General features: G+C 70.5%; 13 protein-coding genes and 1 riboswitch. Of the genes, 4 read left to right on the forward strand and 9 right to left on the reverse strand.

What is annotated here, in order from left to right; translation table 11 throughout:
* Positions 1 to 228: 228 nt before the first annotated feature.
* The 9 genes from FXO23_RS44940 to FXO23_RS44980 form a co-directional block, all read right to left on the reverse strand.
* Complete coding sequence (locus tag FXO23_RS44940; protein WP_158894104.1) at positions 229 to 1,539, reverse strand: amidohydrolase family protein; 1,311 nt, start codon at positions 1,537 to 1,539, stop codon at positions 229 to 231.
* A 36-nt stretch (positions 1,540 to 1,575) separates the two neighbouring features.
* On the reverse strand, positions 1,576 to 4,875 hold the full coding sequence (locus tag FXO23_RS44945) for an error-prone DNA polymerase (RefSeq protein WP_158894106.1): 3,300 nt from the start codon (positions 4,873 to 4,875) through the stop codon (positions 1,576 to 1,578).
* Between the two features lie 111 nt (positions 4,876 to 4,986).
* Positions 4,987 to 6,744, reverse strand: a complete 1,758-nt coding sequence (locus FXO23_RS44950; RefSeq protein ID WP_158894108.1) for a SpoIIE family protein phosphatase — start codon at positions 6,742 to 6,744, stop codon at positions 4,987 to 4,989.
* A gap of 120 nt (positions 6,745 to 6,864) precedes the next feature.
* Positions 6,865 to 7,752 carry a spermidine synthase gene (locus FXO23_RS44955; protein ID WP_425484970.1) on the reverse strand — a complete coding sequence of 296 codons (888 nt, stop codon included), beginning with the start codon at positions 7,750 to 7,752 and terminating at the stop codon, positions 6,865 to 6,867.
* A gap of 25 nt (positions 7,753 to 7,777) precedes the next feature.
* A complete protein-coding gene (locus tag FXO23_RS44960) occupies positions 7,778 to 8,407 on the reverse strand; it encodes an endonuclease (protein ID WP_158894110.1) in 630 nt (209 codons plus the stop codon).
* Positions 8,407 to 8,817, reverse strand: coding sequence for a DUF2267 domain-containing protein (locus tag FXO23_RS44965; protein WP_158894112.1), 411 nt, complete (start codon positions 8,815 to 8,817; stop codon positions 8,407 to 8,409). Before FXO23_RS44965 ends, FXO23_RS44960 begins: the two co-directional genes overlap by 1 nt.
* Positions 8,818 to 8,884: 67 nt before the next feature.
* Positions 8,885 to 10,171 (reverse strand): lipase family protein, encoded by a 1,287-nt coding sequence (locus tag FXO23_RS44970; RefSeq protein ID WP_158894114.1) that lies wholly within the window; start codon positions 10,169 to 10,171, stop codon positions 8,885 to 8,887.
* 644 nt (positions 10,172 to 10,815) lie between these two features.
* Complete coding sequence (locus FXO23_RS44975; protein ID WP_158894116.1) at positions 10,816 to 11,451, reverse strand: NAD(P)-dependent oxidoreductase; 636 nt, start codon at positions 11,449 to 11,451, stop codon at positions 10,816 to 10,818.
* Positions 11,448 to 11,618, reverse strand: coding sequence for a hypothetical protein (locus tag FXO23_RS44980; RefSeq protein WP_158894118.1), 171 nt, complete (start codon positions 11,616 to 11,618; stop codon positions 11,448 to 11,450). Before FXO23_RS44980 ends, FXO23_RS44975 begins: the two co-directional genes overlap by 4 nt.
* 227 nt (positions 11,619 to 11,845) lie before the next feature.
* Here FXO23_RS44980 and FXO23_RS44985 point away from each other — a divergent pair, with 227 nt between their 5' ends.
* The 4 genes from FXO23_RS44985 to metH all read left to right on the forward strand — a co-directional run bounded on the left by FXO23_RS44985 (position 11,846) and on the right by metH (position 17,455).
* On the forward strand, positions 11,846 to 12,364 hold the full coding sequence (locus tag FXO23_RS44985; protein WP_158894120.1) for a MarR family winged helix-turn-helix transcriptional regulator: 519 nt from the start codon (positions 11,846 to 11,848) through the stop codon (positions 12,362 to 12,364).
* Between the two features lie 76 nt (positions 12,365 to 12,440).
* Entirely contained in the window at positions 12,441 to 12,848 is a 408-nt protein-coding gene (locus FXO23_RS44990) for a nuclear transport factor 2 family protein (protein WP_158894122.1), read from the forward strand.
* An 82-nt stretch (positions 12,849 to 12,930) separates the two neighbouring features.
* Positions 12,931 to 13,686, forward strand: coding sequence for a metallophosphoesterase family protein (locus FXO23_RS44995; RefSeq protein ID WP_158894124.1), 756 nt, complete (start codon positions 12,931 to 12,933; stop codon positions 13,684 to 13,686).
* A gap of 50 nt (positions 13,687 to 13,736) precedes the next feature.
* Positions 13,737 to 13,815, forward strand: a riboswitch (S-adenosyl-L-homocysteine riboswitch).
* Between the two features lie 16 nt (positions 13,816 to 13,831).
* Positions 13,832 to 17,455 (forward strand): methionine synthase, encoded by a 3,624-nt coding sequence (gene metH / locus FXO23_RS45000; RefSeq protein WP_158894126.1) that lies wholly within the window; start codon positions 13,832 to 13,834, stop codon positions 17,453 to 17,455.
* Positions 17,456 to 17,530: the final 75 nt, after the last annotated feature.

Consider the following 17,530-nt stretch of genomic DNA (forward strand, 5'->3'; position numbering starts at 1 on the left):
GCGACAGTTTCCCACGGTGCGCCGAAGGCGTGCCTGAAACCCAACCCCACTCCAAGAAACGGCAACCACCACCCACTCCGAACGCGCAACTCGCCCTACCGAAACGGGGAACTCGCGGAAGTTGAATCGGGAACGGCCGCCAACGCAAGCAAAGTTCCCACGGCGCGCCGAAGGCGTGCCTGAAACCCAACCCAGCTCTCCCACACGGCCACCAGCGCCAGAACGGCGTCAAAACAACTCCCGCCGCACCCCAGCAGCCGCGAACAAGTAATCCCGAGACTCCTCAAGCTCACCCCGCAGCCAGTCCAGATCGACGTCCACCAGAACTCCGCGGAACTTCCGCAACCGCCCGGCGACCAGCACCGTGTCGACGTTCGCCCGATCCATCAAGGTGACCACGGCAGCGGGAATGTTGTTGAGCGGCATGACGTTCAGGGCATCAGCGCGCAACAGGACGAGATCGGCCTCCTTGCCCGGGGTGAGCGTCCCGATCTTGTCCGCCAGGTGTGCGGTACGAGCGCCCTCCACGGTCGCGAAGCGGAGGACATCGCGCGGAGTCAGCAACTGGGGCAGATCACCCACGAGACCCGCGAGCGAGCGTTCGTTCACGAGCATGCGTTGCAGAGTGTAGACCGAGCGCATTTGGGTGAAGAAATCGGCGGTCATCGTGCATTCGACATCGGTGCTGAGCGAGGGCTGAACACCGTGCTCCAGCGCCTGCAGAATCGGCGGCGTGCCGTGGCGCATCGACATCTCGATCGGCACCGCCAACGACACTCCGCCGCCGCTGTCCCGAATCACCGCCCACGCCTCGTCGGTGAGACCGGTGGCGTGGACGAACTCGTTGTCCGGCCCCAGCAACCCCTCGCGGCCGAGTTGGCCCAGGAGTTCCGCGTGACCGTACTGCCCGAGCACATGCGAGACGAGCGGGATCTCCAGGCCGCGGGCCAGCGCCCACTGCGCACGCACCTCGTCGCCGAGTTCGGCGTTCAAGGCGAGTGTCAGGAGCTGGTCCGCGGACGAGAAGTACCGGCTCCGCAGAACCGGCAGGTCCCGCGCGTAATGTTCCTCGCCCAGAAAGGTGGAATAGGTGAACACCGTGCGGCGACCCGCTTCCAGGAGACCGGCGATCGCGGCCTCGGCGCGCTCGAGCGAATGGTTGACGTGGGAGGTGTCGACCACGGTCGTCACCCCCGCGTCCAGCTGGCTGACCGACGCGGCGAACTCCGCGAGGTAGACGTCCTCGGGACGGTACACCGGCGTCATCTTCAGGTTCACGAAGTCGAAGTAGTCGCCCAGCAGCCCTTCCGGCAGGGTGCCGCGCAACGCCGTCTGGTACTGGTGGTGATGGGTGTCGACGAAACCCGGCAGGACGATCGTGCCGGTCGCGTCGATCACTTCGGCCCTAGCGTCCAGATCGGGTCCGACGGCCACGATCTTGCGGCCCTCCACCAGAACGTCGGCCGCCGGGAAATCACCGACCGCGGGATCCATGCTGAGCACCGCGCCACCGCGGATCAGATAACGTGGTTCGTTCATCACCTCCGGACGGTAGAACCTCGACCAATATCGAGGTCAACGGAAATCTCGGGCCTGGTGGACGATCCGCAGTTCCAGGGTTTCCAGTTTGTCCGCCACCAGATTGAGCACGCCGCCGGTGTTCTGGAGGATGCCGCGGACGAGCAGGGCGGGGCTGTTGCGCGCGGTGGCCCGGTCGCGGGCCCACAGCCCGGGCGAGCAGATGACGTTGACCATGCCGGTTTCGTCCTCCAGGTTGAGAAAGGTCATGCCGCCCGCGGTCGCGGGCCGTTGCCGGTGGGTCACCGCGCCGCCGACGAGAACCCGGGTGCCGTCCTCGACCTCGCCGAGCCGATCGGCGGGCAGCGCGCCGAGCCCGTCGAGGTGCCGCCGCAGGAATTCGACGGGGTGCGTGTCCGGCGAGATTCCGGTGGCCCACACGTCGGCCGCGGCCATCTCGAACCGGGTCATCCCGGGCAGCGCGGGGGCGTCCGTGCCCGGTACCACCCCGGGCAGGTGCCCGGGCCGGTCGCGGGCGGCGGCCCCGGCCGCCCACAGCGCCTGGCGGCGGTCCGGGCCGAACCGGGTGAACGCGCCCGCGGTGGCGAGCGCCTCGAGCTGGGGCTCGGTCAGCGGAACGCGGTGCGCGAGGTCCGCGATCCCGCGGTACCGCCCGCCCCGGTTCCGCTCCTCGACGATCCGCTCGGCGACGAGATCACCGAGCCCGCGGACGGTCGCGAGGCCGAGCCGGACGGCGTGCCCGCCGGTGCTGGTGCGATCCGGTTCGAGCGTGGCGTGCGCGAGGCTGGCGTTGAGGTCCGGCCCGTGCGCCACCACACCGTGCCGCCGGGCGTCCGCGACGAGCGACTGCGGCGAGTAGAACCCCATCGGCTGGGCCCGCAGCAGTCCCGCGCAGAACGCGGCCGGGTGGTAGTGCTTCAGGTACGCGGAGGCGTAGACGAGCATCGCGAAGGACATCGAATGCGCTTCCGGGAACCCGTAACCGGAGAACGCCTGGATCTGGTGGAAGATCCCCTCGGCCAGCTCGCCGGTGATCCCGTTGGCCGCCATCCCCTCGAACAGCCGTGCCCGCAACCGTTCCATCTTGGCGGTGGACCGTTTCGCGCCCATCGCGCGGCGCAGCTGATCGGCTTCGGACGGGCTGAACCCGGCGACGTCGACGGCCATCTGCATGACCTGCTCCTGGAACAGCGGCACCCCGCGCGTGCGGCCCAAAGCGTTGGCCAGCAAGGGATGCGCGTGCTTCCAGGGTTCGCCGTTGCGCCGCCGCAGGTAGGGATGCACCGAACCGCCCTGGATCGGGCCGGGGCGGATCAGGGCGACCTCGACCACCAGGTCGTAGAACTCGCGCGGCTTCAGCCGGGGCAGCGTGCCCAGCTGGGCGCGGGATTCCACCTGGAAGACGCCGACCGCGTCGGCGCGGCAAAGCATGTCGTAGACGGCCGGATCGGCGAGGTCGAGCTGTGCTAGGTCGATCTCGACCTTCTCGTGCTCGGTGACCAGATCGAGGGTGTAATGGATCGCGGAAAGCATCCCGAGACCGAGCAGGTCGAATTTGACCAGCCCGACCGCGGCGCAGTCGTCCTTGTCCCACTGCAACACCGTGCGGCCGGGCATCCGCGCCCATTCGACCGGTACCACCTCGGAAACCGGCCGGTCGCAGATCACCATGCCGCCGGAGTGGATGCCCAGATGCCGGGGCGCGTCGCCGATCTCGTCGGCCAGGGCCAGCACCTCCGGCGGGATCGGGTGTTCCGCGGCCGGATCGGCCTTCGCGACCGGACCCCAGTGGTCGATCTGCTTGCTCCACGCATCCTGTTGCCCGGTCGAGTACCCGAGTGCCTTGGCCATGTCGCGCACCGCGGATTTCGCGCGGTAGGTGATCACGTTCGCCACCTGCGCCGCGTGGTGGCGCCCGTGTTTGCGGTAGACGTACTGGATGGCCTCCTCGCGGCGATCGGATTCGATGTCCACGTCGATGTCCGGCGGCCCGTCCCGTTCCTGGGCGAGGAACCGTTCGAACAGCAGGCCCCAGCGGACCGGATCGGCATGGGTGATGCCGAGCGCGTAGCAGACCGCGGAGTTCGCCGCCGAACCGCGCCCCTGGCACAGGATGTCGTTGCGGCGGCAGAACTCCACGATGTCCCAGACCACCAGGAAGTAACCGGGGAAGTGCAGCTCTTCGATGATCTTCAGCTCGTGTTCGAGCTGCCGGTAGGCCGCCGGGTTGTCCGCTCTGGTGCCGTAGCGGCGCCGCGCGCCCGCCCAGGTGAGCTCGCGCAGGTAACTCACCTCGGTGTGCCCCGGTGGCACCGGGAACGGCGGCAGTTTCGGCGCCACCAGGCGCAGATCGAACGAGCACTCCACGCCGAGCACCGCCGCGCGTTGCACCGCGCCGGGATAGCGGGAAAACCGCGCGCGCATCTCCGCACCGGACCGGACGAACGCGGCCGGCGCGGGCGGTAGCCAGCCCTGGATCTCCGCCACGCTCCGGCGCGCCCGGACCGCCGCCACCGCCGCGGCCAGCCGACCGTTCTCCGGCCGCGCGTAGTGCACCGCGTTGCTGGCGACCGTGGGCTGGCCGAGATCGTCGGCGATCCGGGCGAGCAGGTCGTTCCGGAGGGAATCGGTCGGCAGGCCGTGGTCGATCAGTTCGACCGCGACATGGTTGCGCCCGAACCGGTCCACCAGCCGACGCAGTTCCGCGGCCGCGGCGGCCGGGCCGTCGCGGATCAGCGCGCGGCGCACCGGGCCTTTGCGGCATCCGGTCAGGACCACGCAGTGGCCGCTCAGTTCGGCCACGATCTCGTCCAGGTCGTAGACCGGGCGCCCCTTCTCCTCGCCCCGCAGCTGCGCGTTGGAGATCACCCGGCAGAGCCGCCGGTAGCCTTCCAGTTCGCGGGCGAGCACCAGCAGGTGCTCCCCCTCCGGATCGGCGATCCCGTTCTGCGGCCCGGAAAGTCCCAGGCTCAGCTCCGCGCCGAATCCCGTGCGCACGCCCAGTTCCCGCGCGGCCTCGGCGAACCGCACCGCGCCGTACATGCCGTCGTGGTCGGTCAGCGTGATCACGTCGAGCCCGGCCCGCACCGCCTCCTCGACCAGGGCCTCCGGCGAGCTCGCGCCGTCCAGGAAGCTGAAATGCGAATGCGCGTGCAACTCCGCGTACGGCACGCGAATCTCGACCGCGTCGTTGAGCCGCGGCCGGGCCGGAGCCGTGTACGCCGCACGTTTGCGCGACCACGCCGGGCTGTCGCCGCCGTCGCCGACCGGCTCCGGCCGGCCGGACAGGGCCCGTTCCAGCTCGGTCCACGACACCCCGGGGTTGTTGAACGACACCGCATCACTCCCACGTCCCGCTCCAGTCGCCGTGGGGAAGCCAGCGCCAGACAATCGAACATCTGTTCGAAGTATTGACGGGGGGCTGGCCGCGCGTCAACAAGTCCTACCTCAGTCGGGGGAGACGAACTCGGCGAGTTGCTCGAATCCCGCGGTGCGCAGCACCCGCCGCACCATGCCGCGTTCCGGCACGCGCACACTCAACCGCTCGCCGCTGTCCCGGGCCGCCATGGCCAGCTCGAACAGCACCCGCACCCCCGCGCTGTCGAGGTGGTCCAGCTCGTCGAGGTCCAGCCGGATCGGCACCGTGCCGGCGCGGCTGGCGCGTTGCAGTTCGTTGCGCACCGGCTCGGCGTTGGCGGCGTCCAGCTGCCCGGCCAGCCGGACCCGCACCGGCGTGGTTTCGGCGGACACCTCGACCTCGACGGAATCCGTGTCCGATCGGGACGGTGCCACCACCGGTTCCCCGTCCACGCCCAGGGACGGCCGGAGCGTCATCCGGACCGAGGTGCCCTCGGGTGTGCGGTCGAGCCGCACGTCGTCCATGGAGGCCCGGATGAACTGCAGCCCGCGGCCGCGATGTGCGCTCTCCACCAGATCGGCGTCCCGCCATCCCCCGTGGTCGCGCACCTCGAACCCCAGCCTGCCCTCGGGCAGCAGGTCGGCGTTGATCAGCACCCGTCCCGGTTCCCGGCCGCGGTAGGCGTGTTCGACCACGTTGGCCACGGCCTCCCCCACCGCGAGCTGCACGCCCACGGCGTCTTCCTGGTCGACCCGGAGCCCGGTCAGCCACTCGTGCAACGCACGCCGGACCACGGCGAGCTGATCGGGCGTCGCGGCCACATCGAGCCGGAGCGGGCGCATCCGCACCGGCATGGCGCGCACGACGAGGACCACGGCGTCGTCGTCCACCGGGCGCCCCGCGGGCAGCAGTTCCGTCACCAAACGTTCGCACAGCTCGGGACAGGTCAACCGGCGACCGGTGGTGACCGCGGTGCGCAGGGTCGCGTCGGAACGGCCGTCGAGCAGGCCGTCGGTGTAGAGGACCAGCACGGCGCCGACGGGCAGCGGAACCGTCCGAACGGGACGGTCCCCGGTGGTGGCCAGCGGCACCCCTCGTGGGCAGTCCAGGCTCGTCGCGGTGCCGTCCGCCGCGAGCACGATCGGGAGCGGGTGCCCCGCACTGCCGAAGCACAACTCGCGGCGGTCCGGATCGAGCACGGCGACGGCGACCGTGCCACCCGCCGCGCCGGGGACCTGGGCCGCGATGTCGTCGAGGCGCCCCAGAACGGTCGGGACGTCCTCGCCCGCGCGCAGTGCGGACATCAGCGCGCCCCGCAGCAACGCGGTCACCGACGCCTGGCCGCCGACCAGATCGCCGACGGCCACGGCCAGCCCGCCGTCCGGCAGCACGACCGCCTCGTACCAGTCGCCGCCCGCACGCCACCCCTCCGACGCGGCGACATAGCGGACCCCGAGGTCGTAGCCGGGAACCAGGGGCAGCGACGCGGGCAAGGCGTCGTGGCCCTGGTCCCGGCAGATGGCCTCGGTCATCGGCGGGGTCAGCTCGATCGCCTGCAGCAGGCAGCCGGCTTCCCGCCAGGGAGCGGCGGTCAGCACGAGACCGGGCTGGTAGGCGGTCACCGGCCGGCCGGTGCGGACCGCCTCGTCACAGGCATCCAGCACGGTTTCACTCGGGCCGGGCCAGGCCGCGGCCAGCGGCAGGCCGAGGACGGGCGTGGCGCGAGCCGCCGCGCGGTTGACGGCCACGACCGTGTGTTCGGGACCTTCGAGCGCCCACACCAACGCGGAGAGCTCGTCCAGAGCCGCCACCGTCGACAGTGCTCCGGCCGAGCCGTCGTCTGCCATATCCCGTCCTTGACCACGCGAGAAGGGACGCCTCCGGCCACGGAGGCACTTCAGCGTATCCAGTCCGCCGATTTTCAAACCTTCCGCGGGCGAGGTCACCGGTGTGCGCGTCCCCCGGGGCTAGCTCCGCAGGCCGAGCGCGTTTTCGGGTGGGGTCGGACCGGTCACCGGGGCGGCGTCGGAAAGCGGCTCGGCCCGGCCGAACACCTCCCGCAGCTCGTCCCCGGCCACGCAGCGCGCCGGGAACGCCGCCGACGCGGTGCGCCTGCGCACCGCGTCCACCGGCAGTGCCCGCGCCGACGCGGCCAGCACCAGGTTCCCGAACCGGCGGCCGCGCAGCACCCCGGGTTCGGCGAGCACGAGCAGTTCGGGGAAGACCCCGGCCACGGTCGCCACGACCCGCCGGACGAAGCGGAGCCCGGGGCCGTCGGAGATGTTGAGCAGGTAGGTGCCGGACGGCCGCAGCACGCGGGCGACGTCCTGGGTGAACTCGCTCGTCGCCAGGCCACCGGGCATCGCGGCCTGTTCGAACGCGTCGGTCACCACCAGATCGGCCGAGGATTCGCGGCGGCCGGCCACCCCGGCCCGGCCGTCGGAGACGCGGATCCGGACCCCGGGCACGGCACGCAGGCCGAGCTGTTCGCGGACCAGTTCGACGAGTTCCCCGTCGGCGTCCAGGACCAGCTGGCGCGATCCCGCCCGGGTCGCGGCGAGGTAGCGGGGCAGGGTGCAGCCGCCACCCCCGATGTGCACGGCGTCCAGCGGGCTGCCGGGTTCGGGGAGGCAGTCGAGCACGTCACCGAGGCGGCGGACGTAGTCGAATTCCAGGTGGGTCGGATCGTCGAGGTCGACGTAGGACTGGGCGACGCCGTCGACGGTCAGCAGCCACCCGTCGGGCCGGTCGAGGTCACGCAGCAGTTCCGCGGTCCCGAAGCGCACCGGATACCGCCCGGGCATCGGCCCGCGTTCCGGCCGCCGGTGTCCCTTCGACTCTCGCCCTCGCCGCATCGCACCCCTGCTCGTCCCCTCAACCCTAGCCCTCCTCCGCCAGGCGTGGTTCGAGGGCGACGCGGACCAGGGCGGCGGCGAACACGGCCTGTTCCTCCTCGGAGACCAGCCGCGCGAGCCGTTTCGGATCGGTCGGCAGACCGAGTTTCCCGGCACCCTGAAGGGCCTTCTTGTCCAGGTGGGGACGCAGCTCGGGCCAGACCAGCTGGGCCTCGCGGCTGAAGATGTCCGCCCCCACCGGACCGAGCCGGGGGAACTCGGCGAGCCGCTTCCGGATGGCCGCGGGCTCACCGTCTGCTTCGGACTTGAGCTTGCGCAGATCGCCGGAGTACTTGTCCAGCAGCAGTTCGGCGGCCGCACCGAGCGCGGTCGAGGTCTGCTCGTCGTACCGCTTGTAGTGCGCCCGGCCCAATGCGTCGACGCGCGCCTGCCAGTCCGACTTCGCCATCGCCCGCGGGTTGCCCAGACCCGCCTTCCACAGTTCCCGGGCGGCGTCCACCGCCAGGCCCGCCTTGATCCGCGTGGAGAGCAGGGTGGACAGCACCAGCAACCGGTACAGCGGCGCCGGTTTGTCGGTCAGTTTGATCCCGGCTTCCTCCGCATAGGTGCGGCCCGCCTTTTCCAGCAACCGCCGGACCGTGTCCCGGTGCGCCATCAGCGCAACCCGCCCGAGCTACCGGAGTCGACGAGCTCGCGCAGGTCTTCGGGCAGCGAATCGCGAACCTTGTCCAGCGCGCCCGGGCTGGTCGCCTCGCGGATCACCTCGAGCACCACCCGGGACCGGTAGCTGGCGTCCGGATCCGCCATGTGCCCGCGCTGCGCGACCCGATGCGTGAACTCGTCCAGGCCGAACCGTTCGCCGGAGCCGGCGCCGCCCATGGTCACCGTGCGCCGCAGATGCTCGCCGATCTCCAGCGGCAGCTGGGCGGCCAAGTGGGCGACGACCTGCTCCGGCACCCGCTCGCCCAGGGTCTCCAGCGTGGCCCGGGTGGCGCGCTCCGCGTCTCCCCTGCTCGCCAAGCGCGCCCTGGCCTGAACCTGTCCGATGAATTCGTCGTGCTTCACGTGTCACTCCTTCCCGACTGGTCAGGTCCAGTTCGCCGGTTACCCGGTCGGGCCAGGAGCTACACCACTACCCCGCGCAGGTACCCGGTTCGGGTTTTCCGGCGAACCGGTCGGCGAACCAGGTCATGACGTCCGGAATCACGGCCCTCGCCGCACCCAGGTGGTCGCCCTCGACGTCACCCTTCCAGCGGGTCGGCACCCCGGCGGCGCAGTAGGCCTGCTTCGTCGCCTCCTCGGTCTCCACCGGGATGATCTGCTCGGTCTTGCCGCGGTACTGGAAGGTGGGGAACCCGATCTGGTACTTGGCCCCGGAACCGGCCGGGCCGATGTCCACGCCGAGCTTCTGGCCGTCGGCGATCTGGCCCCATTTCACCCCGTTCGGGCCGGCCAGTTCGAAGAGCTGGTCCACTCCGAGGCCGTCCTTGTTGTAATCCTCGATCTTCGCCCCGCGGAAACCGAAGATCGTCTTGATCAGGCAGTTGGACTGCAGGGTCTTGACCGCCTCGCGTCCCTTGTCGTTCATCAGGTCGTCCCAGGGCATGTCCGGGAAGGTGACGTGGAACCCGACGAGTGCGGCGGCCGCGAACCCGGCGAAGTCACCGCCGTTGAGCTTGTTCGCGACGAGCCGCAGATCGCCGGGCACGCCGCCGGCCGCGGTACCGGCGATCTTGAGCTCGCCCGCGTACGAGGCGGCGAGCTGGGAGGCCCACAGCGCGGCCTGCCCTCCTTCGGAGTAGCCCCAGACACCGACCGGCGCGGCTTTGTCCAAACCGGACTCCGGCACCCGGGCGGCGGCCCGCGCGGCGTCCAGCAGGGCGCGACCGGAGTTGTCGCCGACCATGTAGGTGTGCACCTGCCCGTTCAGGTAGCCGACACCGTCCGGCACGACCAGGGCGTACCCGGCCTTCAACGCGGCCGCGGGCTGCGCGAGTTCGTAGGCGTCGACGTACGCGCCGGACATCTGCTTGGAGTAGGCGCACTGCGACCCGAGGCCGACGGTTCCCGGGTTGAACGCCACGACCGGCCGCGGGCCGGGTCCCGGCCACGCCGCCTCCGGGACGGCCAGCAGGCCGGACACGGCGACCTGCTTACCGTGCACGTCGGTGGACTGGTACTGGATCTTCCACGACTTCATCGGGATCTGGTCGGGGATCTTCGGGAACGCCGCGGGCGCGCAGGCCAGCACGTCCCCGGGCCCGGCGCCGAACTGGGCGGGCGGAGTGTAGATGGCTTCCTCGGTCGCATCGCACGAGACCCGCGGGCTCGGCGTTCCGTCCACAGTGTCCTCGGTGACCTGGGTCAGCCCGCCGATCGCCGCCACCACCGACAGCACCATCGCCATCAGCTTGTCCATACCGCACCTCTCCTCGAGAAAGCCAGGGCCGCTCCAGGCTAGGGCGATCCGGATCGGCGTTACTAGACATCCCGATGACAGGCTCCGGCCGGAAAACCCGCACCTGGGCACAGGTTTCCCCGCGAGTGGTCCCGGCGACCCGGGAATGTCCACGCGTCAGCGCGCACGATGTGCCGCACCCGTTCCAGGTAACGGGGCACGTTGTGCCGGGCGGCTGCGGTGTCCGGGCAAGTCGTGATGAGGTAGATCGTCCGGCCGCCGGTTCACCCAGACCGCCGCCCCTGGCAACCGGCAACCGTCCAGATAGGACACCAGCGGCGGCACCCCCGTTCCGGCCAGAGAATCGCCGCGTTCCCGGCGAGCACCTGGGCGGTAAACAATCGGTCGTGAGTGTTCCGGCCGGTTAGAACCGGACGAAACACTCACGACCCCAAGTACCCAGTGCCCTTCCGTGTGCACGGGGACCCGCCGTGGCGGGGAAGTACCGCCGCGATGCGGCCCCGAAAGGTTTGCGCGCTTTCGACGCGACCGAACGAGGCAACCCACCCGAATTCTCACCCCGCAACCGGCGCCCCGCCGGGGCAGCAATGACTAACCGCCCTAACCGGTCACGACCCCCATAGTTCCCGCGGCGAGGCAGCTCCTCAGCTGCTGACGCCGACCGCGTGGCCGACGGTCGCCGGTTCGGTGAGGAAGTCGAGCATGGCCCGCGCCACGTCCGCGCGGGGAATCGAAGCGCCGGACGGGCCCGCCTCGATCGCGTGCCGGTAGTGGCCCAGGCCCGGTTTGTCCAGCAACCGGGGTGGCCGCACCGAGATCCAGTCCAGGCCGCTTTCCCGCAGGACGCCTTCCATCCGCTCGAGATCGGTGTAGACGTCCCGGAGAAACGCCCACAGCAGCGGCGAGAACACCCGGCGCACGGCGAACGACTGCCCCGCTCCGGAGCGGTTGATCGGCCCGGCGCTCACCACGACGATCCGCCGCACACCGGTCGCCGCCATCGCCTCGGTCGCGGCCCGGGCCGAGGTCGAGGCGGGGTTGAGCGGATCGCGCCGGCTGGACGCGCCCATCCCGGACAGCACGGCGTCGGCGCCGTTGAGGGCCGTCTTCACCGCGGCCGCGTCGAGCGCGTTCCCGCGTACGACCGTCAGGTTCTCGTCGCGCACCAGCAGCCGGGCCGGATCCCGCACGACGGCGGTCACCCGGTGCCCGTCGGCGAGGGCATGTTCGACGAGGTACCGGCCCACCCCACCGGTGGCGCCGAGAATCGTGAGTTTCATCGGACCTCCCCGGCGAACGCGGGCCGCCGCGCGGCCGCGGTACCGGCCAGTGCCGTGCCGCGCAACGGTTTCTCCGTGCGCGACAGGCGAAGGGTCACCACGGAGGAGAACACTCCCGCGGCCACCCACGGACCGCCGGGCAAACCGCGGCCGAGCAGAACCGTCAATGCCGGCGCAAGTGTCACCTGGCCGGCCAGAAGCGCGTTGTCGATGACCTACTCCTTGTCTTCATCGGCCGAGCGCGAGGTTTGCTCGTGCCGTTCCACGAACCGCCGCGGTTTCACCGCGTCCTGATAGCTGATCGACGCCATCCGGCGCCTCCTCACGTCAACGCTTCCCCATGATGTTCGTGAAACCCAATAGTTGGGATATCCGAACATGTATGCTTGCCACCATGCCGCAGAACGCCAAGACGCGCAAGGGCGAGCCGGAGACATCGATGCCGACCCCGCAGGAACTCCGGGCCCTCAGCCACGTGCCGCTCCTGGCGACGTTCTTCCGGCGAGTGCACGGCGAAATGCCCGAGCCACTGCGGGAGACCTTCCAGCGGCACGGGCTCAGCGCACGGCATGGCGCGGTACTCACCCAGTTGCTGGCCGGGGAACCCGCCAGCGTCAGCGAACTGGCCAAACGGCTGCACGTTTCGCTGTCCACCGCCAGTGAACTGGTCGGCGACCTCAGCCGCGCCGGGCTGGTCGCCCGGCACGAGGATCCCGGCAACCGGCGGCGCACCCTGGTGACCCTGGCCGCGGAACACCGGCCCGCCTTCGAATCCTTCATCGCGGTGCGTTCCGCGCCGCTGCTGCGCGCGCTCGCCCGCCTCTCCCCCCGCGATCAGGCCGGTTTCCTCGCCGGACTCAGCGAATGGGCCTACGAGGTGCAGAGCCAGCACACCGGCGACCCCGACTGCTAACTCCGCCGCGGCACGGGACCGGTCGCGTGCCGTGCGTCATAGCGACATTCTAGAGAAGGCTCTCTAATATCGGGATATGAGCGAACAGACCGAAGTAGTCAGGAAGTTCTACACGGCAACGCAAACCGGCGACGGCGGCGCCATCCTGGCGATCCTGCATCCCGAGTTCGAGGCGCAGGTGGCGCCGGGACTGCCCTGCGTGACCGGGGACGCCGTGCGCGGACCGCGGGCCGCGCTCGCCGGGATCTGGGGGCCGGTGTTCGAAGAGTTCGACACCGCACCCTACGACGAGTCGTGGCACGAAACCGGCGACGGGCTGATCGTGGTGACCGGCCACTACCGGGGCACCGCCCGCGCGACCGGGCGGGCGTACGAGGCCGAATTCGTCCACCTGTGGCGCGTCACCGACGGGCGGATCTCCCATCTGCACCAGTACACCGACACCGAACGCTGGCACGCGGCACTGCGCCCCGGGGCCGCGTGAGGTTCAGCGCTCGGCGAACTCCCGCGACAACCGGCTGTCCCGCCGGCGAGAATCTCCACCGACACCTCCGGCGGGAGTTCCCATGCGAGTAGCGGTACTGGCCGACATCCACGGCAACCTGCCCGCGCTGGAGGCCGTGCTCCGCGAGGTCGGCGCCGCGGGCGTGGACGCGATCGTGCTCAACGGCGATCTGGCCACCGGGCCGATGCCCGCGGAAACCCTCGACCGGCTGGCCGGACTCGGCGACACCGCGATCTGGGTGCGCGGCAACGCCGACCGCGAACTCGTCGCGGCCTACGACGGCGAACCCAACCCCGAGTTGCCGGAGGTGGCGCGGCGGCCCGCCGAATACGGCGCGTCCCGCATCCTCCGGCGGCACCGGGACCTGCTCGCCGATCTTCCGCTGTCGGTGGTGCTGGAAGTGACCGGGCTGGGGCCGGTCCGGTTCTGCCACGCCACCCCGCGCGCCGACACCGAGATCGTGCTCGTGGACTCGCCGGTGGAGCGCTACCGGAACGCCTTCGGCGAGACCGCCGAACCGACCGTCGTACTCGGCCACACCCACATGCCGTTCGACCGGCTCGCCGACCGCCGCCGGTTCGTCAACCCGGGCAGCGTCGGAATGCCGTACGGCGGAACCGGCGCCTACTGGGCGCTGCTCGGCCCGGACGTAGTGCTGCGGCGCACGTCCTACGATGTGGACGCCGCCGCCCGGGAATTCCGCGCCACCGCGCCGGACTATCCCGGCCTCACCGAATTCATCGCGGAGAACCTGCTGGCCACGCCGTCGGATGCCGAGGCACTCGCCGCTTTCGGCAGCGCTTCCTCGAGCGAATAGCGAGAGCGGTGTCTGGCGCAGCCATTGCGTTCTCGGTACCTTGTGACTGCCAGGCCGAGAGGCGCTGCAACGGGTGCGAACCCGCCACGCTCGGCCTGGGAACCGTGGCAACAAGGGCGCCTCCCAATCAATGGGAGGTGGCTCGATGGATTCGAACGGGACTCTGCGCGAACTTCTGGACCAGCGTGTGGTGGTGCTCGACGGCGCCTGGGGCACGATGCTGCAGAACGCGGGGCTCACCCCGGCCGACTACCGCACCGAGCGGCTCGCCGACCATCCGCGCGACGTCACCGGCGACCCGGACCTGCTGAACCTCACCCGCCCGGACGTCGTCCTCGACGTGCACCGGCAGTACCTGGCCGCGGGCGCGGACATCACCACCACGAACAGCTTCACCGCGACCAGCATCGGCCAGGCGGACTACGGGCTGGAGTCGCTGGTGCGGGAGATGAACCTCGAGGCCGCCCGGCTGGCGCGGCAGGCGGCCGACGAGGCGGGCGGCCGGTTCGTCGCCGGGTCGATCGGGCCGCTGAACGTGACGCTGTCGCTGTCCCCGAAGGTGGAGGATCCGGCGTTCCGGGCGGTGTCGTTCGACGAGGTCTACGCCGCCTACGCCGAGCAGATCCAGGCCCTGGCCGACGGCGGGGTCGACGTGCTGCTGGTCGAGACGATCTTCGACACGCTCAACGCGAAGGCCGCGATCGCCGCCGCCCGCGAGGTCGCCCCGCAGGTGCCGCTGTGGATCTCGGTGACGATCGTCGACCTGAGCGGCCGCACGCTTTCCGGGCAGACGGTCGAGGCGTTCTGGCGCTCGATCGAGCACGCCGAACCGCTGGTGGTCGGCCTGAACTGCTCGCTGGGCGCCGAGGAGATGCGCCCGCACGTCACCGAACTTTCCCGGCTCGCCGGGACCTACACGGCCTGCTACCCGAACGCCGGGCTGCCGAACGCCTTCGGCGGGTACGACCAGACCCCCGAGGAGACCGGGCGGATGCTCGGCGACTTCGCCGGCGCGGGCATGGTCAACATCGTCGGCGGCTGCTGCGGTACGACTCCCGCGCACATCGCGCAGATCGCCGAGGCGGTGCGCAGCCGCGAACCGCGCCCGGTTCCCGCGCCGTCGCCGAGCACCCGGTTCAGCGGTCTGGAACCCTTCGAGATCGGCGCCGACACCGGTTTCGTCATGATCGGGGAACGCACCAACGTCACCGGCTCGGCGAAGTTCCGGCGCCTGATCGAGGCGGGCGACCACCAGGCCGCCGTCGACGTCGCCCTGGACCAGGTGCGCGGCGGCGCGAACCTGCTCGACGTCAACATGGACGCCGATCTGCTCGACAGCGAGCAGGCGATGACCACGTTCCTGAACCTGATCGCGACCGAACCGGAGGTCGCCCGCGTCCCGATCATGGTCGACAGCTCGCGGTGGAGCGTGCTCGAGGCCGGGCTGAAATGTGTGCAGGGCAAGGGCGTGGTCAACTCGATCAGCCTGAAGGAAGGCGAGGAGCCGTTCCTGGAACACGCGCGGCGGATCCGGGATTACGGCGCCGGCGTGGTGGTCATGGCCTTCGACGAGCAGGGCCAGGCCGACACCACCGAGCGCAAGGTGGAGATCTGCGCCCGCGCCTACGACCTGCTCACGAAGAAGGTCGGTTTCGCGCCCGAGGACATCGTGTTCGACCCGAACGTGCTCGCGGTCGCGACCGGAATCGCCGAGCACAACGACTACGCGAAGTTCTTCATCGAAGCGCTGCCGCTGATCAAGCAGCGCTGCCCCGGGGCGCGGACCAGCGGCGGCATCTCGAACCTCTCGTTCTCCTTCCGCGGCAACAACGTCGTGCGCGAAGCCATGCATTCGGCGTTCCTGTTCCACGCCGTGCGCGCCGGGCTGGACATGGGCATCGTCAACGCGGGTCAGCTCGCGGTCTACCAGGACATCCCCGCGGATCTCCTGGAACTCGTCGAGGACGTCCTGTTCAACCGCCGCCCCGACGCGACCGACCGGCTGGTCGAGTTCGCCGAGACGGTGCGCGGTTCGGGCACCCGCCGCACGGTGGACCTGTCCTGGCGCGAAGCCGAGGTGGAGGAGCGCCTGACGCACGCGCTCGTGCACGGAATCGTCGACTACATCGAAGAGGACACCGAGGAAGCCCGGCAGCGCGCCGCCCGCCCCCTGGAGGTGATCGAGGGGCCGCTGATGGACGGGATGAAGGTCGTGGGCGACCTGTTCGGCGCCGGGAAGATGTTCCTGCCGCAGGTGGTGAAGAGCGCGCGGGTGATGAAGCGCGGGGTCGCCTACCTCGAGCCGTACATGGAGGCCGAGAAGGAGCAGGCGCGTCGGGAAGGGCGCCTGGAAGTCGAACGCGGCCAGGGGAAGATCGTGCTCGCCACCGTGAAGGGCGACGTGCACGACATCGGCAAGAACATCGTGGGCGTCGTCCTCGGGTGCAACAACTACGAGGTCATCGATCTCGGGGTGATGGTGCCCGCGTCGGTCATCCTGGACACCGCGGTCGCCGAGGGCGCGGACGCGGTCGGGCTTTCCGGGCTGATCACGCCGTCGCTGGACGAGATGGTCTCCGTCGCCGCGGAGATGGATCGCCGCGGGCTGAAGCTGCCGCTGCTGATCGGCGGCGCCACGACGTCCCGCCAGCACACCGCGGTGCGGATCGCGCCCGCCTACGAGGGTTCGACGGTGCACGTGCTCGACGCGTCCCGGGTCGTCGGCGTGGTCAGCGATCTGCTCAACGAGGACCGGGCGGCGGAACTGGACAAGGCCAACCGCGCGGAGCAGGAACGCCTGCGCGAGCAGCACGCGAACCGGGACCTCAAGCCGCTGCTGACCCTCGAGCAGGCCCGCGCGAACCGCGAGCAGGTCTCCTTCGACGAGTTGCCCGTGCCCGCGTTCACCGGTCTGCGGACCGTGCAGCCGGACCTGACCACGCTGCGCGAGCTGATCGACTGGCAGTTCTTCTTCATCGCCTGGGAGCTGAAGGGCAAGTACCCCGCGATCCTGGACCAGCCCGCGGCCCGGGAACTCTTCGACGACGGGAACGCCCTGCTCGACGAGATCATCGCCGAGGGCCACTTCCAGGCCGTCGGCGCCTACGGTTTCTGGCCCGCCCGCTCGGCGGGCGACGACATCCTCGTCGACGTCGATGCGGGCGAAACCGTTCGCCTGCCGATGTTGCGCCAGCAGACCGTCAAACCCGAGGGGCGGCCCAACCGGTGCCTCGCGGACTACGTGGCACCGGCTGGGGACCACCTCGGCGGGTTCGCCGTGGCCATCCACGGCGCCGAAAAGCTCGCCGCCGCGGCCGAAGCCCGGCACGACGACTACCGGGCGATCATGGTGAAGGCCCTCGCCGACCGGCTCGCCGAAGCGTTCGCCGAACACATCCACCTCCAGGCGCGGCGCGACTGGTACGAACCGGACGCCAACCCGCCGATCGAGGAGCTGCACGCCGAGCGTTTCCGCGGCATCCGACCCGCCTTCGGCTACCCGGCGAGCCCGGACCACAGCCAGAAGCGGGCCCTGTTCGATCTGCTCGACGCCAAGGAACTCGACCTGTCGCTGACCGAGTCCTGCGCGATGACCCCCGCCGCCAGCGTCAGCGGCCTGCTCTTCGCGCACCCGTCCTCGCGGTACTTCACCGTGGGCCGCATCGGGAAGGACCAGACCGAGGACTACGCCCGCCGGGCGGGCCACGACCTCGCGGAAACCGAACGCTGGCTGCGCCCGAACCTCGCCTACGAACCCGAGGGCTCGTGAGTGTTCGGGCCGGTTGGAGCGGACTCTCATTTGGTCGCCTACTGGTGACCTGGCGTTTCCGTTCGACGAGCCGCA

It is taken from the genome of Amycolatopsis anabasis (assembly GCF_009765355.1).
Classification (GTDB): domain Bacteria; phylum Actinomycetota; class Actinomycetes; order Mycobacteriales; family Pseudonocardiaceae; genus Amycolatopsis; species Amycolatopsis anabasis.